Source organism: Nocardiopsis nanhaiensis, assembly GCF_054778635.1.
This window is the reverse complement of record NZ_BAAGZJ010000053.1, coordinates 15,914-41,447: the sequence shown is the minus strand read 5'-3', so window position 1 is coordinate 41,447 and position 25,534 is coordinate 15,914. Positions and strand designations below refer to the sequence as shown.

The 25,534-nt window shown below is 69.8% G+C and carries 20 protein-coding genes; 5 read left to right on the top strand and 15 right to left on the bottom strand.

The annotated features are described in order from the left end of the window. Positions 1-57 precede the first annotated feature (57 nt). Positions 58-615 carry a DUF1850 domain-containing protein gene (locus tag ACYVD1_RS22805; RefSeq protein ID WP_460776413.1) on the bottom strand — a complete coding sequence of 186 codons (558 nt, stop codon included), beginning with the start codon at positions 613-615 and terminating at the stop codon, positions 58-60. An 11-nt stretch (positions 616-626) separates the two neighbouring features. After that, a complete protein-coding gene (locus ACYVD1_RS22800; protein ID WP_460776409.1) occupies positions 627-1,667 on the bottom strand; it encodes a TAXI family TRAP transporter solute-binding subunit in 1,041 nt (346 codons plus the stop codon). A 208-nt stretch (positions 1,668-1,875) separates the two neighbouring features. Here ACYVD1_RS22800 and ACYVD1_RS22795 point away from each other — a divergent pair, with 208 nt between their 5' ends. After that, positions 1,876-2,901 (top strand): TAXI family TRAP transporter solute-binding subunit, encoded by a 1,026-nt coding sequence (locus ACYVD1_RS22795; RefSeq protein WP_460776406.1) that lies wholly within the window; start codon positions 1,876-1,878, stop codon positions 2,899-2,901. 72 nt (positions 2,902-2,973) lie between these two features. Here ACYVD1_RS22795 and ACYVD1_RS22790 read toward each other — a convergent pair whose 3' ends face one another. From ACYVD1_RS22790 to ACYVD1_RS22765, 6 genes are all read right to left on the bottom strand, one after another. Beyond that, on the bottom strand, positions 2,974-5,505 hold the full coding sequence (locus tag ACYVD1_RS22790; RefSeq protein WP_460776403.1) for an MMPL family transporter: 2,532 nt from the start codon (positions 5,503-5,505) through the stop codon (positions 2,974-2,976). 51 nt (positions 5,506-5,556) lie between these two features. Next, the gene (locus tag ACYVD1_RS22785) at positions 5,557-6,288 is read right to left on the bottom strand and encodes a TetR family transcriptional regulator (RefSeq protein ID WP_460776400.1); all 732 of its coding nucleotides are present in this window, start codon (positions 6,286-6,288) and stop codon (positions 5,557-5,559) included. Between the two features lie 57 nt (positions 6,289-6,345). Then, positions 6,346-7,755, bottom strand: coding sequence for a sensor histidine kinase (locus tag ACYVD1_RS22780; RefSeq protein ID WP_460776397.1), 1,410 nt, complete (start codon positions 7,753-7,755; stop codon positions 6,346-6,348). A 52-nt stretch (positions 7,756-7,807) separates the two neighbouring features. Next, positions 7,808-8,500 (bottom strand): response regulator transcription factor, encoded by a 693-nt coding sequence (locus tag ACYVD1_RS22775; RefSeq protein ID WP_460776394.1) that lies wholly within the window; start codon positions 8,498-8,500, stop codon positions 7,808-7,810. Positions 8,501-8,618: 118 nt separating this feature from the next. After that, positions 8,619-10,352 (bottom strand): glycerol-3-phosphate dehydrogenase/oxidase, encoded by a 1,734-nt coding sequence (locus ACYVD1_RS22770; protein ID WP_460776392.1) that lies wholly within the window; start codon positions 10,350-10,352, stop codon positions 8,619-8,621. Between the two features lie 113 nt (positions 10,353-10,465). Then, complete coding sequence (locus tag ACYVD1_RS22765) at positions 10,466-11,842, bottom strand: MFS transporter (protein WP_460776389.1); 1,377 nt, start codon at positions 11,840-11,842, stop codon at positions 10,466-10,468. A gap of 99 nt (positions 11,843-11,941) precedes the next feature. On the opposite strand from ACYVD1_RS22765, the gene ACYVD1_RS22760 reads away from it, so the two are divergent. Beyond that, complete coding sequence (locus ACYVD1_RS22760) at positions 11,942-12,397, top strand: MarR family winged helix-turn-helix transcriptional regulator (RefSeq protein WP_460776385.1); 456 nt, start codon at positions 11,942-11,944, stop codon at positions 12,395-12,397. Between the two features lie 355 nt (positions 12,398-12,752). Here ACYVD1_RS22760 and ACYVD1_RS22755 read toward each other — a convergent pair whose 3' ends face one another. From ACYVD1_RS22755 to groES, 6 genes are all read right to left on the bottom strand, one after another. Further along, positions 12,753-13,658 (bottom strand): lytic transglycosylase domain-containing protein, encoded by a 906-nt coding sequence (locus tag ACYVD1_RS22755; RefSeq protein WP_460776382.1) that lies wholly within the window; start codon positions 13,656-13,658, stop codon positions 12,753-12,755. Between the two features lie 214 nt (positions 13,659-13,872). Next, positions 13,873-14,979, bottom strand: a complete 1,107-nt coding sequence (locus tag ACYVD1_RS22750) for a GuaB3 family IMP dehydrogenase-related protein (RefSeq protein WP_460776429.1) — start codon at positions 14,977-14,979, stop codon at positions 13,873-13,875. A gap of 131 nt (positions 14,980-15,110) precedes the next feature. Further along, a complete protein-coding gene (gene guaB / locus ACYVD1_RS22745) occupies positions 15,111-16,601 on the bottom strand; it encodes an IMP dehydrogenase (protein ID WP_460776380.1) in 1,491 nt (496 codons plus the stop codon). A gap of 280 nt (positions 16,602-16,881) precedes the next feature. Next, positions 16,882-17,532: a sigma-70 family RNA polymerase sigma factor gene (locus tag ACYVD1_RS22740; protein WP_460776378.1), complete on the bottom strand. Its 651-nt coding sequence runs from the start codon at positions 17,530-17,532 to the stop codon at positions 16,882-16,884. Positions 17,533-17,792: 260 nt separating this feature from the next. After that, the gene (gene groL, locus ACYVD1_RS22735; protein WP_460776375.1) at positions 17,793-19,391 is read right to left on the bottom strand and encodes a chaperonin GroEL; all 1,599 of its coding nucleotides are present in this window, start codon (positions 19,389-19,391) and stop codon (positions 17,793-17,795) included. Between the two features lie 116 nt (positions 19,392-19,507). Beyond that, the gene (groES, locus tag ACYVD1_RS22730; RefSeq protein ID WP_460751408.1) at positions 19,508-19,816 is read right to left on the bottom strand and encodes a co-chaperone GroES; all 309 of its coding nucleotides are present in this window, start codon (positions 19,814-19,816) and stop codon (positions 19,508-19,510) included. Positions 19,817-20,043: 227 nt separating this feature from the next. Between groES and ACYVD1_RS22725 the strand changes: the two genes are divergently transcribed. Next, positions 20,044-21,321: a THUMP-like domain-containing protein gene (locus ACYVD1_RS22725; protein ID WP_460776372.1), complete on the top strand. Its 1,278-nt coding sequence runs from the start codon at positions 20,044-20,046 to the stop codon at positions 21,319-21,321. 380 nt (positions 21,322-21,701) lie between these two features. Then, positions 21,702-23,801, top strand: coding sequence for a coiled-coil domain-containing protein (locus tag ACYVD1_RS22720; RefSeq protein WP_460776368.1), 2,100 nt, complete (start codon positions 21,702-21,704; stop codon positions 23,799-23,801). A gap of 53 nt (positions 23,802-23,854) precedes the next feature. Here ACYVD1_RS22720 and ACYVD1_RS22715 read toward each other — a convergent pair whose 3' ends face one another. Beyond that, a complete protein-coding gene (locus ACYVD1_RS22715; protein ID WP_460776366.1) occupies positions 23,855-24,793 on the bottom strand; it encodes an alpha/beta fold hydrolase in 939 nt (312 codons plus the stop codon). Between the two features lie 105 nt (positions 24,794-24,898). Between ACYVD1_RS22715 and ACYVD1_RS22710 the strand changes: the two genes are divergently transcribed. Continuing rightward, complete coding sequence (locus tag ACYVD1_RS22710; RefSeq protein ID WP_460776364.1) at positions 24,899-25,504, top strand: TetR/AcrR family transcriptional regulator; 606 nt, start codon at positions 24,899-24,901, stop codon at positions 25,502-25,504. Positions 25,505-25,534: the final 30 nt, after the last annotated feature.

Below are 25,534 nucleotides of genomic sequence, written 5' to 3'. Positions count from 1 at the left end.
GGGCCGGACGGCGCGTGTGGCACGGGGACCGCTCGGCGGAGGGTGGTGCGGGCAGGGTCACTCGGCGCAGGGCTGCGGGGTGCGCTCCAACAGCAGGTGGAGAGTGGTGATCCGGACGGGTTCGACGACCACCCGGCGGGAGGCGAGGCACGGGGAGAGCCGTACCTCGGCGTCGGGTGTGCGTACGCGGTGGTCGACGGAGGGCGCACCCACGCGGAGCGCGACCTCCGGTCCGATGTCGCGGTTCATGTCCTCGATGACCCACCACTCACCGTCGGCACGGCCGGTCCCCTCGCCGGGGACGTGGCCCATGCCCGCGCCGAACTGGCGCAGCCGGGTGGAGTCGACGACCAGCCCGCCGTCGCGGACCTCGATGTTCTCCTCGATCGGCAGGTGGTCGATGGAGTGCACGTACGAGATGGTGAACTGTTCGTCCGAGGCGAGGGGCAGGTGGCCCAGGCGGTCGTCGTCCGCGGTCAGGCGCAGCGCCGGCCACAGAGGCAGCAGGGTCCCGACGGCCAAAGCGACGGCGAAAGCCCCGGCCCACCGGACCACGGCGATCCGCGGGCGCCTTTCCCCGGCGCCCGCGGTTGCACCCGCCGTGGTCGGGCCCATCAGTGTGCGCCCTACTCCTCGTCGGTCTCGGGCCGCAGGTCGTCCGGGATGTCGACGCCCTGCTCCTCGTAGTAGCGGACGGCGCCCGGGTGGACCGGGACCGGGCTGTGCTCGATGGTCTCCGGGACCAAGTGCTCCTCACCCGGGGCGTACACGCCGATGACCTCGTCGATGTTCTCGTACATGGCCTCGGTGATCTCGTAGGCCTGGTCCTCGTTGAAGTCGCCGGTGACGACCAGGGCGTTCCAGACGGCGATGGTCGAGACGTCCTCGTCGACACCGTCGTAGGTGCCGCCCTCGACGACGTGCTCGGTGTAGCCGCCGTAACCGCTGACCGCGGCGTCGATCTCGTCCTCGCACATCTCGATGAGGGCGATGTCCTCGGTGGCGCCGAGCTCGTTGATGCCGGAGTGGCCTTCACCGACGACCCAGGAACCGGCGTCGAGCTGGTTGTTGGACAGGGCGTTGGCGGTCTCCGCGTATCCGAGCTGCTGGAGCTCGACGTCGTCGGGGGTGATCTCCAGCGAGTCGAAGACCTGGACGGTGGTGGCCTCGTTGCCGCTGCCGATGTCGCCGACAGAGTAGCGGGTGCCCTCGACGTCGGAGAAGCACTCGAAGCCCTGGGATTCGGCGATCCCCTGCAGGGTGACTGCGTGGAAGACGTTGGGGTAGAGGACCGCGAGCGAGTAGGTGTCGATCTCGTCGCCCTCGAAGTCTCCGGTTCCGGTGGCGGCCTGGTCGGCGGCGTCGCCCTGGACGAGGGCCAGGTGGCTGTCGCCGGAGTCGAGCAGGCGGATGTTCTCCACCGAGGCGCCGGTGGCCTCGACCGAGGCATCCTGGCCATCGAGGTTGTCGCCGATGATGCCGCGCAGGGCACCGCCGATCGGGTAGTACACACCGGTGGTCCCGCCGGTGACGATGCTGAGGTTGGCCTCGACCTCACCGCCCCCGAGGCCGGTGTCGTCGGCCGCGTCATCGGCGGGTTGGGAGCACGCTGCCAGCATCACCATGCCGGCGGGGATGGCGGCCAGGGACAGCAGTGGGCGTCTCATGGTCGTTGTGTCCTCTCGGAACTCTTCGGGGTCAGGGGATGCGAGAAACAGGGGTGCGTGCTTCCGGGTCGTCCGCCCTCCGGACGCGAGTGTGGCGCGTACCACTGCCTTTACCTGAAATGTAACCGTCATCACGGTGAAACCTGTAGCCCCTTGGACGGGATTTGAGCCTCCCCTGAGGTTCCGGCCCTGTTGATAGTGTTCGACCATGGCGCGGTCTCCCACTCACCGCTGGTGGGCGATCACCCGAGCCCTGGTCGTCGGCCTCCTCGCCGCCTCACTGCTCTCCTGGTCGCACCCTCCACGCACGGACCCCCTCCGTCTCTCGATCGGCACGGGAGGTGCGGGCGGCGTCTACCACGTCTACGGAACGGGTCTGGCCCAGGTGGCCCGCGCGGACCGGGACACCCAGATCACCGCCCTGACCACCGCCGCCAGCGTAGAGAACAACAACCTGGTCGCCGCCGGGTCGCTGGACGCGGCCTTCACCCTCGCGGACGTCGCCGCCCTGGCCGTCGACGGCGAGAGTCCCTTCGCCGAGCCCCTCCCGATCTCGGCCATCGCGCGCCTCTACGACAACCACACCCACGTGGTGGTGCGCGCGGACTCCCCGTACGAGGAGATCTCGGATCTGGCTGGCGGCACGGTCTCGGTGGGGGCGGTCGATTCCGGTACCGAGATGATGGCCGAACGCCTTTTGGAGCTCGCCGATCTTCAGGACGTCTCGGAGGAAATGGGCGCCGGGGGCTCGGACGAGGGGGTGGCGCGACTGCGGCTGTCCATCGGCGCCTCGGTAACCGCCCTGGAGGAGAGGCGCATCGACGCGTTCTTCTGGTCCGGGGGTATCCCCACACAGGCAGTCGGCGACCTCGCCGAGCGGGTCCCGATCCGGCTGCTCGACCTCGCCGAACACGTCCCCGACCTGGTGGAGGAGCACGGGGAGTACTTCTCGGAGCTTCCAGTCCCGACGGGGACCTACGAGGACGTGCCGGCCGTGCGCACGATCGGTGTACCAAGCCTGCTGGTGGTCAACGACCGGATGCCCGCGGACACGGCGGAGGACTTCACGCGGCTCCTCTTCGAGTCGCAGGCCGACATGGCCGACGTCCACCCCGTCGCCCTGCACCTGCACCCGCGTTCGGCGATCGCGACCCTGCCGGTCCCCCTCCACCCGGGCGCAGCCGCCTACTACCAATCGGTCAAGTTCGCCCACGACGAGTCGACGACCGCCTAGGAGCCCGTGCCGCCGGCTGTGCCCGGCCGGACCGGACACAGCCGGGCCGGGCACAGCCGGCTGGCGCTCCGGTCAGTGCCGACCGGAGGCGGGGTGGGGATCCGGAACGGGCACCTGCGGCACGTCGCTACCGGGCTCTTCCTCGTGAGCGGTGGCCCCGACCCGGGCGCGCTCCAGCGCCGAGCCCTCGACGTCGATGTCGGGCAGGATCCGGTCCAGCCACTTGGGCAACCACCAGGCGGCGTCGCCCACCAAGTGCATCACCGCAGGGATGAGCAGCATGCGGACCACGAACGCGTCCAGGAGGACACCGAACGCGAGCCCGAAGCCGACCGAGCTGATCATCGTCATGTCGGAGAAGATGAACCCGCCGAACACCGAGATCATGATGATCGCGGCCGCGGTGACCACCGAACGGCCGGCCCGGAAGCCCTTGGCCACGGCGAGCCGGGCCGGGGCACCGTTCACGTAGGCCTCGCGCATGCCGGTTCCGATGAAGAGCATGTAGTCCATGGCCAGGCCGAAGAGGATGCCCACCATGATCGTGGGCAGGAAGCTCAGCACCGGCCCCGGGTTCCCCAACCCGAGGAGACCGCCGAACCAGCCCCACTGGTAGACGGCGACCACACCGCCCAGAGCGGCGAAGTAGGACAGGATGAACCCGAGCGTAGCCACCACCGGCACGAAGATCGACCGGAACACCAGCAGCAGGATCACCAGGGACAGGCCGACGACCACCGTCAGGTAGACCGGCAGGGCATCAGCGATCTTCTCGGAGATGTCGATATTGCCGCTGGCCATACCGGCGACGCCGAGCGGTGGCTCCCCCTGGATCGGCTCCATGTCACGCAGGGTGTGCACGAGTTCCTCGGTGGACTCGCTTGCGGGTCCGCCCTCCGGCTTGACCTGGAAGATGGCCAGGTCCTGGTCTTCGGAGACCCCGATGGGCGCCACCGCGTCGACTCCGTCGACGGCGTACACCGCGTCGGCCACCTCGTACTGGTACTGCTCGGCGTTGGCCTCGGCCTCCTCCTCGTCGGGGCCGCCGGGCAGGTCGGCGGTGACCAGGAGCGGGCCGTTCTGTCCGGTACCGAAGGAGTCCTCGATGGCGGCGTAGGCGCCGTACTGGGTGGATTCGACCGGTTGCGCGGAACCGTCCGGCAGGCCCTGGCGCAGGTCGAGGGCGGGCAGGGCGATAACACCGAGGACGATGACGGCGATGGCGGCCCTGCCGAGCGCCCGGACGTTGGTCATCGGCTTGGCCTCGACCCGGTGGGCGGGCGACTGACCGTTGGCGGAGGCCCCGTTCGATGAGGCACCGGACAGCCGTGCGCGTTCGCGCTTGGAGAGGATGCGCATGCCCACGAGCCCCAGCAGTGCCGGGATGAGGGTCACCGCGATGAGCACGGCGATGGCGATGGCGATCGCCCCGACGCTGCCCATGAGGCCGAGGAAACCGATCCCCGTCAGGTTCAGGCCGAGCAGGGCGATGAGCACGGTGGCACCCGCGAACACCACGGCGTTTCCGGCTGTCCCGTTGGCCAGGCCGGTGGACTCGGAGAGGTCGATCCCCTCCTTGAGCTGGCGGCGGTGGCGGTTGACGATGAACAGGGCGTAGTCGATACCCACGGCCAGACCGAGCATGAGGCCCAGGATCGGCGTGATGTCGGCGATCGCGAGGACACCGGACAGGGACATGGTGATCAGCGTGGCGATGCCCACCCCGATGAGGGCGGTGAGGATCGGCAGCCCCGCGCCGATGAGGGTGCCGAGCATGACCAGCAGGACGATGCCGGCGACGACCACGCCGATCACCTCGGCCTTGCTGACCAGGCTGGGCAGTTCCATGGCGATGTCGTCGGCGAAGTCGACCGTGGTGCCGGGCACCGGGTCGTCCTCGAAGACGGAGATGACGGCGTCGCGGGTCTCCTGGGGGATCTCCTCCTGGGCTTCAGTGAAGGACACCATCACCAGGGCCGTTGCCGAGTCCTCGGAGAGGGTGCCGATCCCGGAGGCCATCTCCATCATGGCCTCGCCCTGTTCGAGCTGTTCCTCCTCGGTTTCCAGGGTCTCCAGGCCATGGTCGATACCGGCCTGCTGGGCGTCGAGCTCCTCCTCGCGCTCCTCATCGAGCATCCCGGCGGCCTCTGCCTGCTCGCGGCCCTCGTCGAGCTCGTCCTGGCCGTCCTCGATCTCGGCCCGGGCCGCGTCCATCTCCGAGCGTCCGTCCTCGAGGACTTCGACCTCTTCGGCGCGCTCCTCCTCGGTGGCGAACGGGTCGACGGCGTCCTCGACCCCGTCGACCTCGGCGGCCCGTTCGACGAGTGCGCCGACGGCCTCCTGCTGTTCGTCGGAAAAGGCGGTGCCGTCCTCGCTCTGGAAGACGACGGTGCCCGTACCGCCGCCCATACCGTCGAACTCGGCGCCGAGGCGCTGGTTCACCTCGTCTGTGGGCGTACCGGGGATGGAGAAGCCGTCCTCCAGCTCTCCCGAGAAGAGGAAGAAGGCTCCGCCGGCCGCCGCCAGAAGGGCCAGCCAGATCGCGATGACGGTACGGGCGCGCCGTGCTGAGGCACGCCCGAGTCTGTAGAGAAGTTCAGCCATGGTTCTTCCGCAGGAGAGGTGAGGAGTGGGTGTGTGGGTGAGCGGAGGTGCTCAGGAGGAGCCGGAGTCGGCACCGCTGGCGGCGTCCGCGCCGGTTCCCGTGCCGGAGGGCAGGGCACCGAAGCCGTCTCGGTAGACGTCGATCATGCGGCCGAGCAGCGCATCCCAGACTCGGCGGGACTCGGCGGTGTCTGCCCCTCCGGTGGCCAGGGCCCAATGGCGGAACACGGCCAGGGCCCCGCCCACGAGCGCGGCACACATCAGCTCGACCTCGAGGGGATCGGCCGAGGGGTGGTGGCGCAGGGTGGTGGCGGCGATCCGGGTACCCAGATCGCTGACGGCGCGCTCGAAGAGCACGGCCTGGTGCGGGCTGAGCGTCCGGTCGCCGGCGTCGAGGATCCGGGCCGGCCCGCAGTCCTCGGTCTGGAAGATGCGGGTGAGCTCGAGGACCGGGGTGACCAGGTCGGTGGTGCGCAGGGCAGCGGCGACCCGCTCGAACATCGAGGTGTCGCCGCCGGTCGCTGCGAGGTTGGCGTCGACCTGGTCGAGGACGACGCCGAGCATCCCGCGGAACACCTCGAGGGTGATGTCGTCCACCGTCTTGAAGTGGTTGAAGACGGTGCGCCGGGAGACGTCGGCCCGCGCGGCGAGCTGGTCGACGGTGAAGTCGGTGCCGCCGATCTCGGTCATCAGCGCCGAGGCGGCATCGATGATGGCACGCCGGTGCCGGGCCTTGAGTGCCTCGCGCCGATCCTTCGCGGGTGGGTGCCGCTGGTCTGCCATGGACTCAGACTAGGGACCGTGGTGCACTCAGTGCAACGACGCACCGAGTGCACCTGGTCATACTGAGACCCGGAGCCGGATCCGGGCGTCGGTACCGCTCGGTTCCGCATGCTGCAAGGACAGGCTCGCCCCTTGGAGTTCCAGCAGGGTGACCACGATGGACAGCCCGAGGCCGGAGCCGTCACCGCCGCCGTCCCGCCAGAAGGGCCGGGTGGCCTGCTTCAGCTGGGCCCCCGAGAGCCCGGGGCCGTCGTCCACCACGTGCACGTCCACGTGGCCGGCACCGTCCTCTCCCAGGACCGGCTCACCCACCCGGACGACGACCCGGACGCCCTCCCCGCCGAACTTGAGCGCGTTGTCCACGAGGGCGTCCACGGCCTGGTCGAGGGTGCCCTCCACACAGCGCACCGGCGCCGTCTCGGCCCCTTCGCACTCCAGCACCGCGCGGGCGCGTTCGGCGATGGGCCCCCATGCCGCCACCCGCTCCTCCGCGATCTCTCTGGCGTCCTCCAGCACGGTCGAGTGCTCCGAATCCTCGGTCCGGGCCAAGGTGAGCAGGCTGTCGCAGATCCGGGTGAGCCGGTCCACCTCGTCCAGGGCCAAGCGGTGTTCCTGCTCCCCCTCAGGGCCCAGGTGCCGGGAGAGGCTGCCCACCCGCAGCCGAAGCGCGGCCAGGGGGTTGCGTACCTGGTGCCCCGCGTAGGCCACGAAGGTGCGCTGGCTCTCCATCATGGACGTGATCGTGTCGGCCATCTGGTTGAAGGACTCCCCCAGCCGACGCAGCTCCTCCGGACCGGCTGCAGTACGCACCCTGGTGTCCAGGCTCCCGCCGCTCACCGCGCGGGTGGCCTCGTCGAGGTCGTCGATGGGCCGCAGGATCCACCGGGTGAGCGGACGGGCCGCGGCGATACCCACCACCATCAGGGCGGTCACCACCAGCCAGGCCACACCCCACTGGACGAGGGTGGCCCGTCGCAGCGCCTCGGTGGGTGAGGCGGTGACGGCCGCACCGACCACCTCGCCCGAGCGGCCGATCGGTTCGGCGACGATGAGCGGGCCCTCCTCCCAGGGCCAGACCACGGTGTCCGCGCCCATCCGGTTGCCCGCCAGGGCCGTGCGCACCGGCCCCGGGACCGTTTCGTCGCCGTCCGGCCAGCCGGAGGGGTCCAGGTCGGCGAGTGTCAGTCCCGGGCGGGACGAGGCGACCACCTCGCCCTCGCGGTCCACGATGACGGCCGCGATCCCGTACACCTCGTCGTAGGCGGCGAGTTCACCGGAGAGGGTGCCTTCGGTGCCGGTCAGCACGCTGGGTTCGGCCAGCCCGGCGAAGCGGGCGGTGTCGTTGATCCGGTCGAGGAGCATGTCGGAGGTGCCCCGCGCCGCAATGCTCGAACACAGGGGGAGAGCGAGCGCCAGGCAGGCGACGACGAGGAGGGTGACATAGACCGTCACCACGCGTCTGTGCATCGCCGGACCCCCTCAGCCGCCGACGGCTCCGCGCCCCGGAGGCCGCGTGTACTCACGGCCGGGAGACCGGGGCGGAAGTGTACTCCGTGACCACCAGCCGGTAGCCGACTCCCCTCACGGTCTGGATGAGCCCCGGCGCGCCCAGCTTGGACCGCAGGGTACCGATGTGCACCTCCAGCGTGCGCAGGGTCCCGGGCCAGGCGGTCTGCCAGACGCGGAGCAGGAGGTGCTCCCGGGAGACCACGGCGCCCGCCTCACGGACCAGGGCCACGAGCAGGTCGAACTCCTTGCGGGTGAGCTCGACGGGCTGGCCGGAGCACAGAACGGAGCGGGTGGTGAGGTCGACGCGCAGCGGACCGGCCTCCAGAACGGTGTCGACCCGCTTGCGGGTGCGCCGCAGGACCGCCTCCATCCGGGCGCACAGCTCCTCGATGGCCAGGGGTTTCACGACGTAGTCGTCGGCGCCGGAGCGCAGGCCGAGGATCCTCTCCCGCTGTTGCCCCCGGGCGGTGACCATGATGACCGCGGTGTCCCCGAAGTCCTGGCGCTCCCGCAGCTGGCGGCACAGTTCTATGCCGTCCATGTCGGGGAGCCCGAGGTCGAGCAGGACCACGTCCGCGGGGGACGCGGCCAGCGCGCCCCCCGCGGTCCGTGCCTGTTCCACCTCGTAGCCGTGTGCCTCGAGCGCACCGGCGAGGGCGTCGGCGAGCCGGACGTCGTCCTCGACGAGCAGCACCTTGATCATGACCGCGGGTCCTTCGGAGGGGTGTTCGTGCCAGGGTGGTTGATAAGCACCCTAACCGGACAGTGTGCCCCGGGACACAATCGCCGGTTCAGGGCTCCGCCACCCTTCGGCGGCCGTGTCAGGGATGGCTGCCCGGTGTCCCGATGTGCAGGTCGGGAACGATCTCCGGCGCCCCGTGCTGGACGGCGTCGGCCTCCTGGTCGGTGTCCTGCTCCTGCGCGATCCGCTCGGCCTCGATGCCCTTGCGGTAATACTCCACCTCGCGCTCGACCTGCTCCCTCTTCCAGCCCAGCGGTTCGGCCATGAGGTCGGCTGCCTCCTCCGCGGCGGCGATCCCGCGGTCCCAGGTCTCGAAGGAGATGCGGGTACGGCGGGACAGGACGTCCTCCAGGTGGCGGGCGCCTTCGGCCTCCACCGCGTAGACGACCTCCGCCCGCAGGTAGTCCTCGGCCCCGGCCAGTGAGCGGCCGAGGTCTGGCCGCTGCTTGATGAGGTCGAGTACGCCGTGCACGGCCGAACCGAACCGGCGCAACAGGTGCGAGACTCGGGAGACGTGCAGGCCTGAGTCGCGGGCGAGCCGGTGCCGCTGGTTGAACAGCGCCGCGTAGCCGTCCGCGCCCACCAAGGGCAGCCTGTCGGTGACCGAGGACGGGATCGCCCCGCCCAGGCCGTGCGCCACCGCGTCCACCGCGTCCTTGGCCATCACCCGGTAGGTCGTGTACTTGCCGCCCGCGATGAGGACGAGGCCGGGCACCGGATGCGCGACCGTGTGCTCGCGGGAGAGCTTCGAGGTCTCCTCGGACTCACCGGACAGCAGGGGCCGCAGGCCCGCGTACACGCCCTCCACATCGTCCCGGCCCAGCGGTGTGCGCAGCACTTGGTTGACGTGGTCCAGGACGTAGTCGATGTCGGCGCGGCTCGCCGCCGGGTTCTCCTTGTCCAGGTCCCAAGGGGTGTCGGTGGTGCCGATGATCCAGTGGCGGCCCCATGGGATGACGAAGAGGACGCTCTTCTCCGTCTGCAGGATCATCCCGGACGAGGCCTGGATCCGGTCCCGCGGCACCACGAGGTGCACACCCTTGGAGGCGCTCACGTGGATCTGCCCGCGGCCTCCGACCATCTCCTGGATGTCGTCGGTCCACACCCCCGCGGCGTTCACCACCTGGCGGGCGCGGATCCGTTTCCGCTCCCCGGTCTCCAAGTCCGCCGCGGTCGCACCGACCACGTGCTCGCCCTCGCGCAGGAACTCGACCGCCTGCACCCTGGAGGCGATCCGCGCCCCGAGCCCGGCGGCCGTACGCAGCACCGTGGTGACGAACCGGGCGTCGTCGACCTGGCAGTCCCAGTACTGGACGGCTCCGGCCAGGGCGCTGCGCTTGAGCGCCGGGAAGACCCGCAGGGCACCGGACCTGGACAGGTGCCGGTGCGAGGGCAGCCCCCGATTGTTGCGCGAAGTCAGCGCGAGGGTGTCGTAGAGGGTGACGCCCGCGCCGATGTAGAAGCGTTCCCAGTGGTGCGCGAAGGGAAAGAGAAAGGGCACCGGACGGACGAGGTGCGGCGCGATCGTCGTGAGCAGGAGCCCGCGCTCGTGAAGTGCCTCGCGGACGAGTTCGATGTCGAACTGCTCCAGGTAGCGCAGCCCGCCGTGGATCAGTTTGCTGGATCTGCTCGAGGTGCCCGAGGCGAAGTCACGCGCCTCGATCAGCCCCGTCGAGAGCCCGCGTGAGACCGCGTCCAGGGCGATACCCGCCCCCACGATCCCGCCCCCGACCACGAGGACATCGAGTTCCTCGTCCGCCATGGACTCAAGCGCCTCGGTGCGCCCTTGCGGCCCCAACCAGGTGGTCGCCATCGTTGGTCCTCCCTTTCGCTAGGTGTCCCACCAAGGCGCCTACCCGATCGGTGGGGCCTCAGGCTAACCGGCCCCCACCGTAGGTGGATCCTGCCACACGCGAGACCCCCGATTTACCTCCGCGGCAAGGCCAGAGCGAGGAAGGCGACGGCGATCGCGGCCGCTCCGCCCGCCCAAGAGGTACCGGAAACAGAGCCGCCGGCCGCCAGCAGTGCCACCAACCCAACGGCCGCACCCACCTGCTGGGACGTGGACACCATCGCCGATCCCACGCCCTGCTCCGACTCGTCCACGTCGGATCCCGCCGCCGCGAAGATCGCCGGATAGAGCGTGCCCGCGCTGAGCCCGAGCAGGACCACCGCGGGCAGCACGGCCCAGTAGGAGCCCGCGGCGACGGCCAGGGCGAAGACCACCGAGGTGAGGCCTAGCGCGAGCGTCCCGACCAAGAGCGTCCAGCGTGCGCCCCAGCGGTTCAGCAGCAGCGGGAGCAGGAGCGCCGACCCGAGCATGGCCACCGCGCCCTGCGGCAGGAATCCCAGTCCGGCCGCCATCGGGCTGAGTCCGAGGCCGTCCTGGACATGCGTGGTGTAGACGAAGTGCAGTGCGTTGACGACCCCCATCACGACGAAGACCAGCACGACACTCACGATCAGGTTCCGCGTGGTGAGCAGCCGCAACGGCAACAGGGGATCGGCCGCACGGCGTTCAACCAGGAAGAGCAGCCCCAGGACCACGAAGCCCAGAGCGACCGTGCCCGTACTCCACCAGGAGAGCCAGCCCAGCTCCTGGATCCGGGAGATCCCGAGGACGACCAGCAGTGAACCACCGGTGACCAGGGTCGCCCCCGGCAGATCGAAACCGGCCACAGAAGGAGTGCGGGCATCAGCGGGCAGCACCTGAGGCGCCACGAGGACGATCACCGTAGTCAGTGGCACGAGGAGCCAGAACACCGAGGTCCACCCGAAAACGCTGGTCAGTAGACCACCCAGCGCTCCCCCGGCCAGGGCACCGAAGGCCCCGGCGGTCCCCCACACCGCCATGGCCCGGTTGCGTTCGGGCCCTTGTCGAAAACCGGTGTTGACCAAGGCGAGGGTCGCCGGGAAGAGGAAGGCCGCGCCGAGCCCTTGAACGGCGCGAGCGGCGATGAGCACCCAGGGCTGCACCGCGAGGGCCCCGAACACCGAGGCGGCGCCCATGAGCACGGCTCCGAGGAGCAGCATACGGCGGGCACCGATCCGATCGACGGCACGTCCGCCGAGGAGCAGGAAGCCGCCGAGCCCGAGCGAGAAGGCGGAGACGACCCACTGAAGCGAGACGGGAGCGATACCGAGCTCCCGACCGATCTCCGGTAACGCGATATAGACGACGTTGAAATCTACCGACACGGTGAAGTGAGCCGCGGCAAGGACCCCGAGCGCAAGAGCGGGACGGCGCAGGCGGCGCGGCCGTTGCGCGGCTTCCTCGGCGGCGGAGGGTGTCGTGGGATCCATGAGTGCTTCCCGATCATTTAATCCAGCACTGAATAATTCAGCACGAGACTAAGCCAAGATACTTCAGCACACAACATTCCAGCGTGGTAACATTTGGCCATGGCCGGATGCGACACCGAACCCGACGAGATCGCCACGTGGGATACGGCGACGCTCGCCTTCCGCCTCCTCGACGAACGCGTGGAGCGCGACCTCCAGGGCACGGTCGATCTACCGCTGACCTACTACGAACTCCTCGTCCTGCTCTCCCAGGCAGAGGAGCACACCCTGCGGATGAGCGACCTCGCCGCACAAACCCACACCAAGCCCAGCCGGATCACCCACGCGGTCCGCAAACTCACCGAGGCCGGTCTGGTGGAACGCGTCCACTGCGAACACGACCGGCGGAGCTGGTTCGCGCACCTCACCGACCGGGGCCGCGAACTCCTCGACGAAGCGGGCCCGGTCCACGTGAAGAGCATGCGCACGAACCTGCTCGACGTCCTCACCCCGGAGCAGCGTGAACAGCTTCACGACATCAGTCGGACGCTCATCAAGCACCTGCAACACCCCTGAGCCCCAGGATCGCCGAACTGGCGCGCAACGCCAGCTCCGGCGGGTCTCAGAGGAATAGACCCTCCGAGGGCCCACTGGGAGTGCGGGTTGGTCGTAGAGCGCGGGCGGTCGGGTCACCGAGAAGAACACCGTGCCGGTCCTCGCCTCTGATCCAGCTCGCCCGGGGACCACAGGGGGAGCACGCCGTATAGCCCGACCTCTTCTCCGGGCGTAGTGCCGCTCGGTGTGGGCGGGGGACCTCCCGCACCCGCGTGGAAAGGGCACACCCCAAGAGCAGGAGAACCCTCCCTCACCCCGCAGCCCTCCGCTTGGCCCCGGCCATAAGGCACCCAGTGGGAACCACCTGCGAAACCTCCTACGAAGCATCCGCATAAGCGTGCGCGTAGGCCAGGACGTCGTTGACGTAGCTGCCCGAGCGGTTGTACGACAGAACCGCCGTCTCCCAGTCCGTCGTAGAACTCAGGTCACGGTCCCTGGCACACATGTATCGGGCTGCGGACAGGGCGGCGTCGTCGATGTTGTGCGGGTCCGGGACACCGCCGTCGAGTGACTCTCCCCAGGTGGACCAGGTTCCCGGGATGAACTGCATCGGGCCGATCGCCCGGTCCCACTCCGTGTCGCCGTCCAGTTCGCCGCCGTCGGTGTCCGGGACGGCCTGAGTGTTGTTGGTGCCGTCGAGCGGGATGCCGATGATGTCCACGGTCGTGTTCCCGTCCGGTCCCAGCTCACCGCCCGCGTAGGTGCCGTGTTGGGACTCCACGTACCCGATACCCGCGAGCGTCGGCCACGACAGCTGGCACGCGGGCTGGTCCGCGTCCAACACGAGCTGGGCGCTCGCGTAGCCCTCCAGGGCCCGGCGGGGCACCCCGCTGCTCTCCGAGACCTCGTCGAGCCACTCCTCACCCGGGCGGAGCGTCCCGTCATCGGGGCGGGACTGTTCATCGGCGCCGTCCCCGGCACCGTCGTCCCCCGCGCCGTCTTCCGCGGCAGCCTCCGCGGGCTCGCCGCCCTCCTCAGCGGTCACGCCGCTCTGCGCGGGCGGGCCGGTGAGCTGGTCGTGCGGAGGGGTCTCGATGGCCCCGTCGGTGGGGTCCGCCGAGGACGCGCTCGGCGGCTGCCATTCGTTGAGCGCGGTGGACACCTTGCCCGCCAGAACCACGACCCCCGCCGTCACCAGCAGGCACACGGCCAAGGTCAGGCTGACCGCGATCGCCGGTCCTCGCCGACGGCGTCGGCGGGTACCGGGCACGCTGTCACCCATGCGGTCCTCCAAGCAGAAGTCACTGTCGCGTCATGGGACACCAAAGCACGCACCATAGTTGCACACCGTTGCCAGCCGACCGCACAGCCCGCTGGGAAACCGCCGCCACCGCCGCCAAGGCGAAAGGCGCCCCGGCCGCCACCAAGACGAAGGGCACCCCGGCCGTCCAGGGTGCCCTCTGCGCTGTCGTCAGCGCCGATTGTGGTCCGCTCCCCTACCGGTGGGGGTTCACCACGACCTCGACGCGCTGGAACTCCTTCAGGTCCGTGTAACCCGAGGTGGCCATGGTCCGGCGCAGAGCACCCATGAGGTTCATGGAGCCGTCGCTGGTGGAGGCCGGGCCGTGCAGGATCGACTTGAGGTCGCCGATGGTGCCGACCCCGACGCGCTCGCCGCGAGGCAGCTCGTTGTGGTGGGCCTCGCTGCCCCAGTGGTAGCCGCCGCCGGGCGCCTCGGTGGCGCGGGCCAGCGGGGAGCCGACCATGACACCGTCCGCACCGCAGGCCAGGGCCTTGGCGATGTCACCGCTGCCGGTCATGCCGCCGTCGGCGATGAGGTGTACGTAGCGGCCGCCGGACTCGTCGAGGTAGTCGCGGCGGGCCGCGGCGACGTCACCGATGGCGCTGGCCATCGGGACGGCCACACCCAGCACGGAGCGGGTGGTGTGGCCGGAGCCGCCGCCGAACCCGACCAGCACGCCGGCGGCACCCGTACGCATCAGGTGCAGGGCCGCGGAGTAGGTGGCGCAGCCGCCGACCACAACGGGGACGTCGAGGTCGTAGATGAACTGCTTGAGGTTGAGCGGCTCGGCCCGGCCGGAGACGTGCTCGGCGGAGACCGTGGTGCCGCGGATGACGAAGATGTCGACCCCGGCGTCCACGACGGCCTTGTGGTACTGGGCGGTGCGCTGCGGTGACAGACGGGCGGCCGTGACCAGGCCCGCGTCGCGGATCTCCTCGATGCGGCGGCCGATCAGCTCTTCCTGGATCGGCGCCGCGTAGATCTCCTGGAGCCGCTGGGTCGCCGCGACGTCGTCGAGTTCGCGAATCTCCTGGAGCAGCGGCTCCGGGTCCTCGTAGCGGGTCCACAGCCCTTCGAGGTCCAAGACGCCGAGGCCGCCCTGCTCACCGACCGCGACGACGGTCTTGGGCGAGGCGACACTGTCCATGGGGCTGACGACCAGGGGCGTCTCGAACCGGTAGGCGTCGATCTGCCAGGCGATCGACACCTCCTCCGGGTCGCGAGTCCGTCGCGCGGGCACGATCCCGATCTCGTCGAGTTCGTAGGCACGACGCCCGTTCTTGCCCAGCCCGATCTCCACCTGAGCCAACTCTTCGCTTCCCCTCTGACGTGCGGCACCGGTCGGTCGACCGGCGCATGACCGCGGAGGCGAGTCTATCTGCCCGCGGTCCGCTGCTTAGCGCGCCCAGCGCCCTTCCTAGCTGGCGATGGCTAGCGGGCGTTGTAGTTGGGCGCCTCGACGGTCATCTTGATGTCGTGGGGGTGGCTCTCACGCAGGCCCGCGCTGGTGATGCGCATCAGCTGCCCGCGCTCGGTGAGCTCGGGGATGGTACGTGTTCCCGCGTACCACATGGACTGGTGCAGACCGCCGATGAGCTGGTGGGCGACGGCGGAGAGCGGTCCGCGGAACGGCACCTGGCCTTCGATGCCCTCGGGGACGAGCTTGTCCTCGGAGGAGACCTCGGCCTGGGCGTATCGGTCCTTGGAGAAGGAGCGGCCGCGCATGGCTCCCAGGGATCCCATGCCGCGGTAGGCCTTGAACTGCTTGCCGTTGATGAAGATCAGCTCGCCGGGGCTCTCCTCGACACCGGCGAGGAGGCTGCCGAGCATGACGGTGCTGGCACCGGCGACGATGGCTTTGGCGATCTCACCGGAGTACTGCAGGCCGCCGTCGGCGATCAGGGGCACGTCGGCGGGGCCGCAGGCCTTGCCCGCCTCGAGGATGGCGGTGAGCTGCGGGGCGCCCACACCGGCGACGACGCGGGTGGTGCAGATGGAACCCGGGCCCACACCGACCTTGATCGCGTCGGCCCCGGCGTCGATGAGCAGTTGGGCGCCAGCGCGGGTGGCGACGTTGCCCGCGACGATGTCGGCACGGGAGTTGGCCTTGAGTTTGGCGATCATGTCGGCGAGGCCGGACGAGTGGCCGTGCGCGGTGTCGACGACGATGAAGTCCACGCCGGCGTCGAGGAGGTTCTTGGCGCGCTCCTCCGCCTCGGGGCCGACACCGACCGCGCCGCCGACCACGAGGCGGCCGTCGGCGTCCTTCGTGGCGTTGGGGAACTGCTCGCTCTTGATGAAGTCCTTGACGGTGATCAGGCCGCGCAGCCGGTTCTGGGCGTCGACCAGGGGCAGCTTCTCGACCTTGTGCTTGCGCAGCAGCTCGAAGGCCTGGGCACGGCTGACGCCGACGGGGGCGGTGACCAGGTTCTCGGTGGTCATGACGTCGCGCACCAGGCGGGAGCGGTCGTCCTCGAAGCGCATGTCGCGGTTGGTGACGATGCCGAGGAGCGTTCCCTTGGTGTCGGTGACCGGGACGCCGGAGATGCGGTAGTGGGCGCACAGCCGCTCAACCTCGGCGAGGTCGTCATCGGGCTGACAGGTGACCGGGTCGGTGACCATGCCCGCCTCGGAGCGCTTCACGAGGTCGATCTGACCGGCCTGGTCCTCGACGGAGAGGTTCCGGTGCAGGACGCCGGCCCCGCCCTGGCGGGCCATCGCCACGGCCATGCGGGCCTCGGTGACGGTGTCCATCGCGGCGGAGAGCAGCGGGATGCTGAGCGTGATGTTGCGGGAGAGTTTGGTGGCGGTGTCCACATCGCCGGGCTGGAGGTCGGAGTAGCCGGGTACCAGCAGGACGTCGTCGTAGGTCAATCCCGGCGGGAGCAGTTTGTCCCCGTAGTCGCTGTTGTCCTGGCTCATGACACAACCTCCGCTGTTCCCGGCAACACCTGCGCGGATCGCCCCCGCGTGTCGTCTCATCCTAGGTCGTCACCCCGCTGGGCCTAGGTGGAATGCGGTGTTCGCCCCGTCACCCCGGTCACGAAGTGATGAAGGCCACGCCGGGCCGGCCCGCGCAGTGCGGGGCACCGCACCGGCGAGCGGTCACCGAGGGGAGGCGCCACGGTAGTAACGGCAGTAGCCGCGGACCCGTGGGCGGGAGGCGCAGGCGCGCCGGCCCGGGTAGGGCGAGCGGCCGTGCTTATGGGAGGACGCGGTTCGCCAGGGCCACCTTCCGAAGCCGAGCAATAGCTCGGTGCTGGGCAACCCGTACCGCGCCTGCCGACATGCCAAGGAGATGTCCCGTCTCGTCTGCTGTAAGTCCTGTGATCACTCGCATGACCAGCAACCTGCGCTGCTGGTCGGGCAACTCGTCGAGGAGGTCTCTGGCCCGCTGCGCCTCGATCACGCGGACCGTGGCCTCCTCCGGCCCCGGCCCGTCGTCCGGCTGCTCGGGAACGGTGTCGGTGGGCACCGTCTCCACCCTGCCCGCGACGCGCAGGGTGTCAGCGACCTTGTGCGCGGCGATCCCGTACACGAAGGAGGCGAAGGGCCGACCTCGGTCCTGGTAGCGGGGGATCGCCGAGAGCAGGGCTATGCACACCTCCTGCGCGACGTCGTCGGAGTAGTGCGCCAGCCCGGCCACCCGCGCCAAGCGGGTACGGCAGTAGCGAACCACCATGGGTCGGACCTCGCGCAGCAGCGAGTCCATGGCCCCGTCGTCCCCCTGGACGGCGAGTGACCCCAGATGGTTCAACCCCGTGTCGCGCGCCGCGGTATCCGCCTCGTGGTGTTGCCCGGGCGTATGAGTCCGCTGCGCGGTAACGCCCCCCCGGGCGCCTGTATCCGTCACGTAACGAATGATGCCCGCACTCAGGGACCCAACCACTCCAATCACCAACTACGGAATGGTTACATTTTGGGAAAATAGCCTGAAAACGGCACACAGGAACGGGTGTCGAACGCCACTCGCGTGGTAGTGCGCCGGGGGTGGGACGCCACCGCGTTCCACCCCCGGCCCGGGTTCGCACCCGGTACTGCGTCGCTACCAGCAGGCTCCGCTACCAACGGGACCCGCTCGTGCGCGCGGCCCTTCTCGGCCGGCCCTGCCCGTTAGTGGGCGTGGCCGTCGCCCTCGTCCTCCTCGGGCTTGTCCGCGACCAGCACCTCGGTGGTCAGCAGCATGCCCGCGATGGACGCGGCGTTCTGGACGGCCGAGCGGGTGACCTTGACCGGGTCGATGATGCCCTCGGCGGCCAGATCGCCGTAAACGCCGGTGTTGGCGTTGTAGCCGTGGCCGACCGGCAGCTCGGAGACGCGGTGCGTGACAACGTAGCCCTCAGCGCCAGCGTTCTCCGCGATCCACCGGGCCGGCTCGACCAGGGCGCGGCGGACGATCGCCGCACCGGTGGCCTCGTCGCCGGTCAGGCCCAGGTCGTCCAGGGCGGTTGAAGCGTGCACCAGGGAGGCGCCGCCGCCGGAGACGATGCCCTCCTCGATGGCCGCGCGAGTCGCCGAGATGGCGTCCTCGAGGCGGTGCTTCTTCTCCTTGAGCTCGACCTCGGTGGCCGCGCCGACGCTCAGGACCGAGACGCCGCCCGCGAGCTTGGCCAGGCGCTCCTGGAGCTTCTCGCGGTCCCAGTCGGAGTCGCTAGCCTCGATCTCGTTGCGGATCTGGCGGACCCGGTCGTCCACCTCGGACTGCTCGCCACCGCCGTCGACGATGGTCGTGGTGTCCTTGGTGATGGTGATGCGGCGGGCGCTGCCCAGCACGTCCAGGTCGGCGTTCTCCAGGGACAGGCCGACCTCCTCGGAGATGACCTGGCCGCCGGTCAGCACGGCGATGTCCTGGAGCATGGCCTTGCGGCGCTCACCGAAGCCGGGCGCCTTGACGGCGGCGACGTTGATGGTGCCGCGCATCTTGTTGAGCACGAGGGCGCCCAGGGCGTCCCCCTCGACGTCTTCGGCGATGATCAGCAGCGGCTTCTTGCTCTGCAGGACCTGCTCGAGCAGCGGCAGCAGCTCGTTCAGGTTGCCGATCTTGCCCTGGCTGATGAGGATCAGGCTGTCGTCGAGGACGGCTTCCTGGCGGTCGGCGTCGGTGACGAAGTACGGGGACACGTAGCCCTTGTCGAACTGCATGCCCTCGGTGAAGTCGAGGTCCAGACCGAAGGTCGGGGACTCCTCCACCGTGATGACGCCGTCCTTGCCGACCTTGTCGAAGGCCTCGGCGATCAGGTCGCCGATCTGGGCGTCCTGCGCGGAGTTGGTCGCCACGTAGGCGATGTCCTCGCGCTCCTTGATCGGCACGGCACGGCTGAGCAGGGTGTCCGACACCTGGGTCGCGGCCGCGTCGATGCCCTTCTTCATGGCCATCGGGGACGCGCCCGCGGCCACGCTGCGGATGCCCTCGCGAACCAGCGCCTGCGCCAGCACGGTGGCGGTGGTGGTGCCGTCACCGGCGGCGTCGTTGGTCTTGGTGGCGACCTCCTTGACCAGCTGGGCGCCCAGGTCTTCGTAGGGCAGGTCCAGCTCGATCTCACGGGCGACGGTCACACCGTCGTTCGTGATGGTGGGGGCGCCGAACTTCTTGTCGATGACGACGTTGCGGCCGCGCGGGCCGAGCGTCACCTTGACGGCGTCTGCGAGGCGGTCGACGCCCCGCTCGAGGGCGCGGCGGGCGTTGTCCTCGAACTCCAGGATCTTCGGCATGTGTGAGTGCTTCCTCTAACCGTTCGGGTCAAAAACGAACATCCCGCCCGCCCGGCTTCGAGGGCCGACCGGTGCGGGATGTCGATGGCTTTTCGCCTGTGGCTCTGGGCCGAGAACTACTTCTCGACGACCGCGAGGATGTCGCGGGCGGAGAGCACCAGGTACTCCTGGCCGTCGTACTTGACCTCGGTGCCGCCGTACTTGCTGTAGAGGACGACATCGCCGATGTTCACGTCGAGGGCGACGCGCTTGCCGCTGTCGTCGAGGCGACCGGGACCCACGGCCAGGACCTCACCCTCCTGGGGCTTCTCCTTGGCGGTGTCCGGGATGACCAGGCCGGACGCGGTGGTCTGCTCGGCCTCCAGGGTCTTGACCACGACGCGGTCCTCGAGCGGCTTCAGCACGGTCTTGGTGGCGGTCGACACTGTGTGACCTCCCCCTTCAAAGTCTCGGAGTACTGACGTCAGCCCGTGCGAAGGCACGGACCGACTGCGTAAAAGGGGCGACCGCGGCGGCCTGTCGTCGCGGGTGCCAGACCGGCCTCGTCGCATTTAGCACTCTACCCCTGAGAGTGCCAGAATGGAAATGTGGAGGGAGCCCTGGCCACGGGGGGCGGCTCCACCACACAGTCGTGCCCACAGCAGGAGGATCCATGCGCGTGCCCGCCTTCTCGGCACTGCTCACCGAAACGGGGCGGGAGGTCCTGGCGGGGGTGGATCCGACGGCCGCCACCAAGGACGCTCTGGCCACCGCCTCACGCCTGCGCGAGGACCCGCGCGTGGCCGCCCTCGACCCGGAGATCCCGGCGTCGGAACTGGTCAACGCGGTCATGACCCAGATCATCCTGCGCGAACGAGGACGGGCCAAATTCGGGGAGAACGCCGAGCGAATGTTCTTCACCCCGAACGGCCTGGAACAGTCCACGCGCCGCTCAGTGGCCGAGTATCGCGCGCAGCGAACAGCCCGGCTCCTACCCGCCGGGGTCCGCAGCGGGACACCGGCGGGCGACCTGTGCTGCGGGGTCGGGGCCGACCTGCTGGCTCTGGCCGGACAGGGCGTGGCGGTGGAGGGCGTGGACGCCGATCCGCTGACCGTCGCGGTGGCCCGCGCCAATATCGAAGCACTCGGGCTGGCGGAACGGGCCCGGGTCCGCGAGGGCGAGGTCGACGCTGATACGGGGGGCGACTACCCCCTGGTGTTCTGCGACCCGGCCCGGCGGGGCGGTCGCGGCCGGGTGTTCGACCCCTCCGCCTACTCTCCCCCGTGGGATGTGGCCACGCGGCTGGCCGAAAGCGCGGAGGCGGCCTGTCTGAAGGCGGCCCCCGGCATCCCGCACGAGGCGCTCTCCCCCGCGGCTTCGACCGAGTGGATCTCGGTGGACGGCGAGCTGAAGGAGACCGCGCTGTGGTTCGGCGCCCTGGCCGAGGGACCGGGCCCGCGCCGACGGGCGACCGTGCTGCACGAGCGCGCGGGCCTGCTCGCGCGCGAAGGTTCGGTGGCACACCTGGACGCCGACCCCGACCTGGGCCCCGCTCCGGTTGCCGACGCACGGCGCTACCTCTACGACCCGGACCCCGCCGTCGTGCGGTCCCACCTGGTGGCGGAGGCGGCTGCCCGGGTCGACGGCGCACTGCTGGACGAGCGCATCGCCTATTTCACCTCGGACCAGGCGGTGCGCTCACCCCTGTGGCGCGCACTGGAGGTCCTGGAGTTCGCGCCCTTCTCCCTCAAGCGCCTGCGCGCCTCCGTACGCTCCCATCGGGCCGGAACAGTAACAATCAAGAAACGCGGCTCGGCGGTGGATACCGAGAAACTCCGCCGGGACCTACGGGCGTCCGGACCGGAATCGGTGACGATCGTTCTCACCCGCATAGGAGAAAAGCCCTTCTACCTGCTATGCCGCGAGCTGGAGGCCTCAGCGGCCTCCTGATCCGGCCCGGTGGCGTCGACGCGAGGCCCTCGATCGCATTCACGCACACGGCGCGCAGACCATATCGTTACCTCCCACACCCACATCTTTGGCCATCCCCTGGGGATGGCAGGGGTGATGTCGTTAAACTGGCGCCGCTGAATTCTTTCCCTTCTCATGGGTTCCCCGGAAGGCCGTGTTTGTTGGATCCGCCGCGCGGTTCAGCCAACGTACGCACCGCGCCCGCCGTGCATACGCACAGTCACGCTTTGATCACAGTGGGACACAAGTGGCGCGGGCCGACGCCCAGCCGGGGACCATCGGGAACCCGCCCTCCCTGCGGAATCCCCGTGCAATGATCCGGGCACGGACGGGAGCGCCAGAACCATAAGGAGCACTCGGTGGAACAGACCAATCACAACTTCCTCACCGGGGGAGGTCAGGCCGGTGTCTCCGACCGGATGCGTGACCTGCTCTCCCAGGCGGCCCAGGAGCACGTCTCCGAACAGAAGTCCCAGGGTGCGGTCAGCGAGGAGATGCGCCAACGGCTCGAAGGTATGGAGTGGCTGCTCCGGGAACTGCGCGAACGGGAACTCGCCTCCCTCGCCGAGTCGATCACCGCGGTCGACGGCCGGATCGACGACTTCCTCGCCCGGCCGCCGCAGTGGGCGGAGACCCTCGCCGAGCACATAGAGGTCGTCGGTCAGCAGATCAAGCCCCTGTCAGAGATGCCGTCGCTGAGGGCGGACACGCACCGCATCGCCGGGCACCTGGACACCGCTCTCACCCGTCTCCAGCGCATGGCCGAGACCGGCAACCGCACCGCCGAACAGGTCGCCGACCTGGGCGAGCGCGTCAACGCGCTGGGCGAGACCTTCGGCACCCGCCTGGACGCCCTGGACACGGCCCTGGAGACTCTGAGCAGCCGGACAGAGGCGATCGAGGCTTCGCTGACCTCGCTGGACACCACGCTCGGCGAGCGCCACGAGGAGCTCGGCAGCACGATCCGCACGGGCCTGTCCGAAAGCAAGGACGAGCTCGCCGAGGCGATCGGGCAGAGCCGTGAAACCCTGTCCGCCGCCGTCAAGGAGAGCAGGGAGGCACTCGACTCCGCGAGCACCGCGCTCGGTGAGAACGTCACCTCCTCCCTCACCGCGTCCCTCGAAGAGCGCACGTCCGAGCTGCGCGGCTTCGTCGAGGAGCGCACGGCGGAGCAGTACGAGGCCCTGCTGGCCAAGCTCCAGGAGAACACCGGCGAGCTGGGCGAGCGCACCACTGCCCTGACCGAGCAACTGAGCACGCTCGCCACCTCCTCCGGTGAGCGGCACGAGACCCTGGCCCAGGAGCTGCGCGACCTCGCCGCCACCGCCAAGGAGCGCCACGAGACCCTGACCGGCAAGGTCACCGAGAGCGTCGACCAGCTCAACACCCAGGCCGAGGAGAACCACGCGGAGGCCGCGGCCGCCGTCGCCGACGTCACCGGTTCGCTCGCCAAGCTGCGCGAGAACCACGACAAGTCCCTGAACGAGCTCCGATCGCACCTGCGCCAGCGCCTCGCCGAGCTGGACGAGCAGTTCGAGCTGGGCCGCACCGAGGCCCGCGAGCACGCCGAAGCCACGGCCGAGGAGCTGCGTGCCTCGGTGGCCGAGCGCATCGACGCCCTCACCGCCCGGAACGCCGAGGACGCGGAGAAGGTCGCGACCGACCTCACCGAACTGCGCAGCTTCGTGGGTGCGGAGCACTCCAAGCTGGCCGACTCCGTCGAGGAGCGGCACCAGTCACTGACCGAGGCGCTCACCGAGCAGGCCGAGTCCCACCGGACCGCGCTCGACGAGCGGCTGGAGCGGCACCGCGAGGGCCTCAACAGCAAGGTGGACAACCACCTCTCGCAGATCACCGGCAAGGTCGACCACGAGCTCGGCCGCCTCACCGACCGGTTCGACACCTTCGAAGGGCACTTCGAAGGCAGCTTCGAGGGCATCGAAGGAAAGATCGACGGGGTCGACGGCCGGATCGACGGCCTCAACGGCCGCTTGGACGGGCTCGACGGCCGGGTCAACGGGGTCGAGGGCCAGTTCGAGGGTGTCAGCGGACACTTCGAGGGTGTCGACGGCCGCATGGAGGCCATCGACGACCGCTTGGAGGCGCTCAACCAGCGCCTCAACCAGCTGCCCCAGTCCCTGGAGGTCAGCGAGCTGCACCGCCGCCTCACCGAGCTGACCGAGCGCCCGTTGTTGGACCACTCCGGCAAGCTCGACGAGATCGACGCGCACGTCACCTCCGCGGTCGAGCCGGTCATCCGCGAGCTCAAGCAGCACCCGGACCGCCAGGAGTTCGAGGAGACCGTCACCGAGGCGGTCGAGAACTCGCACGACGACATCACCAAGCGGTTCTCCTCCTTGGAGGAGACGGTGCTCGCCCTGGCCGAGGCGCTCCTGCGCCCGGGCCGGGACGGAAAGAAGAAGCGCCGCCGCGACGACGATGACGACGATGACGAGTAGGCAGCCGAGCAACCCCGAGGGCCCCGGTCCCCTCGGGGTAGGGGGCCCGGGGGTCAGTCCAGGTCGTTGAGGAAGGCAGCCATGTCTGCGGCGATCCGGTCGGGCTGCTCCCCGTTGACGGCGTGGGAGGCGCCCGGGTAGAGCACGGCTGTGCCGTCGGGCAGGACCCTTTCGGCGGTCTCGAAGGCCTCCCGGCCGTCGTGCATGACGGAGTCCTCCGCGATGATCGCCAGCACGGGCATGTCGAGCCCGGCCAGCTGCTCCTCGGTGATCCTGGTGGGCTGCGGCAGGCGCAGGGTGTAGTGCCGCATGCCCGTCTCGATCATCTCGGCGACCGGGACGTCCTCCACCGGGGCGCCGCCCGCCGTCCAGGAGTTGAACCCGTCGCGCCAGGAGCGCGGCAGCCACGACAGCGACGCCGGGATGGCACGCACCATCGTGCCCACGGGCATGTCCGCGAAGACGTACACGGGGTCGATGACGGTCACCGTGCTGATCAGGTCCGGCTGCCGGATCGCGAGGTTCACGGCGGTCCAGCCGCCGATGGAGAGCCCGACCAGGTGGAAACCGTCCCCGGGGAGGCCCCGCAGGGTCTGGTGCAGCCACAGCGCCTGGTCCCCGTCGTCCTCGATCGGCCGATCCTGCACGCTCATGCCCGGCTCGCCGAGCAGGTCGACCGTGTAGACGTCGCCGGTCGCCAGCATCGCCGGCAGGTTGTCCGCCCACACAGGGCTGGCCGACGCGCGGCCGGGCAGGAGCACCAACGGGATGTCCCGGTCGGCTGACCCGGCGAACCGGTAGACCCGCACGACACCGAAGTCGGTGCGCACGTCGAGCGTCTCGTCGGGTTCGGGCAGACCGGCGAAGGCCTCGACGTACGCCTGCTCGAACTCGTCGCGGCCGGAACCGCTCGTCCAGGTCCCCACCTGTGCGGCCCGGGGCAGGACCACAGCCACCAGCGCCACGGCGAGGGCACCGGCCCCCAGGGACATCAGCACACGGCGGCGCCGACCAGGTCGATGGACTGGTAATCCGGCACCCATACCCGACTCCTAACCGATCGGTTAATAATTCAACCGTACGGTAGAATCCCGACCATGGCAAAAGTGCGATCCGGTGCCCGGGACCGGGGCCGAAGAGAACTCACCCTGACCGAGAAGGCACGCAGGGAACAGCTCATCGAGGTCACCGTCGAACAGATCGCCGCACACGGCTACGGCGGGACCTCCCTCTCCCGCATCGCCGACGGCGCGGGCATCACCAAGGCAGCGGTGCTCTACCACTTCCCCTCCAAGTCGGCCGTCGTCCGCGCGGCCTACGAGCACGTCCTGGAGTCACTGGTCGGGCGCGTGGGCACAGCCGTCGAGGAGGCCGGACCCGAGCGGGCTCCGGCCGCCTACATCCGCGCGATGATCGGCTACCTGCGGGACAACCCCGGACACACCCGCGTGATCGTCGAGGCGAGGACACACGATGAGGGAGGACACGAGCCCAGCGAGCGCTGGGGGCCCCTAGCGGGGCTCCTCGCGTCGGCGCGCGGCGACCGGTCCGGCGACGCCGTGCCGGACCCGCGCACTCTCGCAATCATCGTTGGCGGCGCCATCGACGCGATCGTGGCCGAGCAGCTCGCCGACCCCGACTACGACACCGCGGCCGCCGCCGAGCAGCTCGTCGACATGCTCTCCACCGCGCTGCTCCCCTAGGGCCCCTGCGGATAGGTGTCCGCCGGGGCC

Excerpts from the sequence above, each read along its gene's own strand:
- ACYVD1_RS22775 (WP_460776394.1), bottom strand. The coding sequence starts at position 8,500 with ATGATCAAGGTGCTGCTCGTCGAGGACGACGTCCGGCTCGCCGACGCC.
- ACYVD1_RS22765 (WP_460776389.1), bottom strand. The coding sequence starts at position 11,842 with ATGGATCCCACGACACCCTCCGCCGCCGAGGAAGCCGCGCAACGGCCG.
- guaB (WP_460776380.1), bottom strand. The coding sequence starts at position 16,601 with ATGAGCCAGGACAACAGCGACTACGGGGACAAACTGCTCCCGCCGGGA.
- ACYVD1_RS22795 (WP_460776406.1), top strand. The coding sequence starts at position 1,876 with ATGGCGCGGTCTCCCACTCACCGCTGGTGGGCGATCACCCGAGCCCTG.
- ACYVD1_RS22805 (WP_460776413.1), bottom strand. The coding sequence starts at position 615 with ATGGGCCCGACCACGGCGGGTGCAACCGCGGGCGCCGGGGAAAGGCGC.
- ACYVD1_RS22770 (WP_460776392.1), bottom strand. The coding sequence starts at position 10,352 with ATGGCGACCACCTGGTTGGGGCCGCAAGGGCGCACCGAGGCGCTTGAG.
- ACYVD1_RS22785 (WP_460776400.1), bottom strand. The coding sequence starts at position 6,288 with ATGGCAGACCAGCGGCACCCACCCGCGAAGGATCGGCGCGAGGCACTC.
- ACYVD1_RS22780 (WP_460776397.1), bottom strand. The coding sequence starts at position 7,755 with ATGCACAGACGCGTGGTGACGGTCTATGTCACCCTCCTCGTCGTCGCC.
- ACYVD1_RS22725 (WP_460776372.1), top strand. The coding sequence starts at position 20,044 with ATGCGCGTGCCCGCCTTCTCGGCACTGCTCACCGAAACGGGGCGGGAG.
- ACYVD1_RS22800 (WP_460776409.1), bottom strand. The coding sequence starts at position 1,667 with ATGAGACGCCCACTGCTGTCCCTGGCCGCCATCCCCGCCGGCATGGTG.
- groL (WP_460776375.1), bottom strand. The coding sequence starts at position 19,391 with ATGCCGAAGATCCTGGAGTTCGAGGACAACGCCCGCCGCGCCCTCGAG.
- ACYVD1_RS22760 (WP_460776385.1), top strand. The coding sequence starts at position 11,942 with ATGGCCGGATGCGACACCGAACCCGACGAGATCGCCACGTGGGATACG.
- ACYVD1_RS22755 (WP_460776382.1), bottom strand. The coding sequence starts at position 13,658 with ATGGGTGACAGCGTGCCCGGTACCCGCCGACGCCGTCGGCGAGGACCG.
- ACYVD1_RS22790 (WP_460776403.1), bottom strand. The coding sequence starts at position 5,505 with ATGGCTGAACTTCTCTACAGACTCGGGCGTGCCTCAGCACGGCGCGCC.
- ACYVD1_RS22715 (WP_460776366.1), bottom strand. The coding sequence starts at position 24,793 with ATGTCCCTGGGGGCCGGTGCCCTCGCCGTGGCGCTGGTGGCTGTGGTC.
- ACYVD1_RS22710 (WP_460776364.1), top strand. The coding sequence starts at position 24,899 with ATGGCAAAAGTGCGATCCGGTGCCCGGGACCGGGGCCGAAGAGAACTC.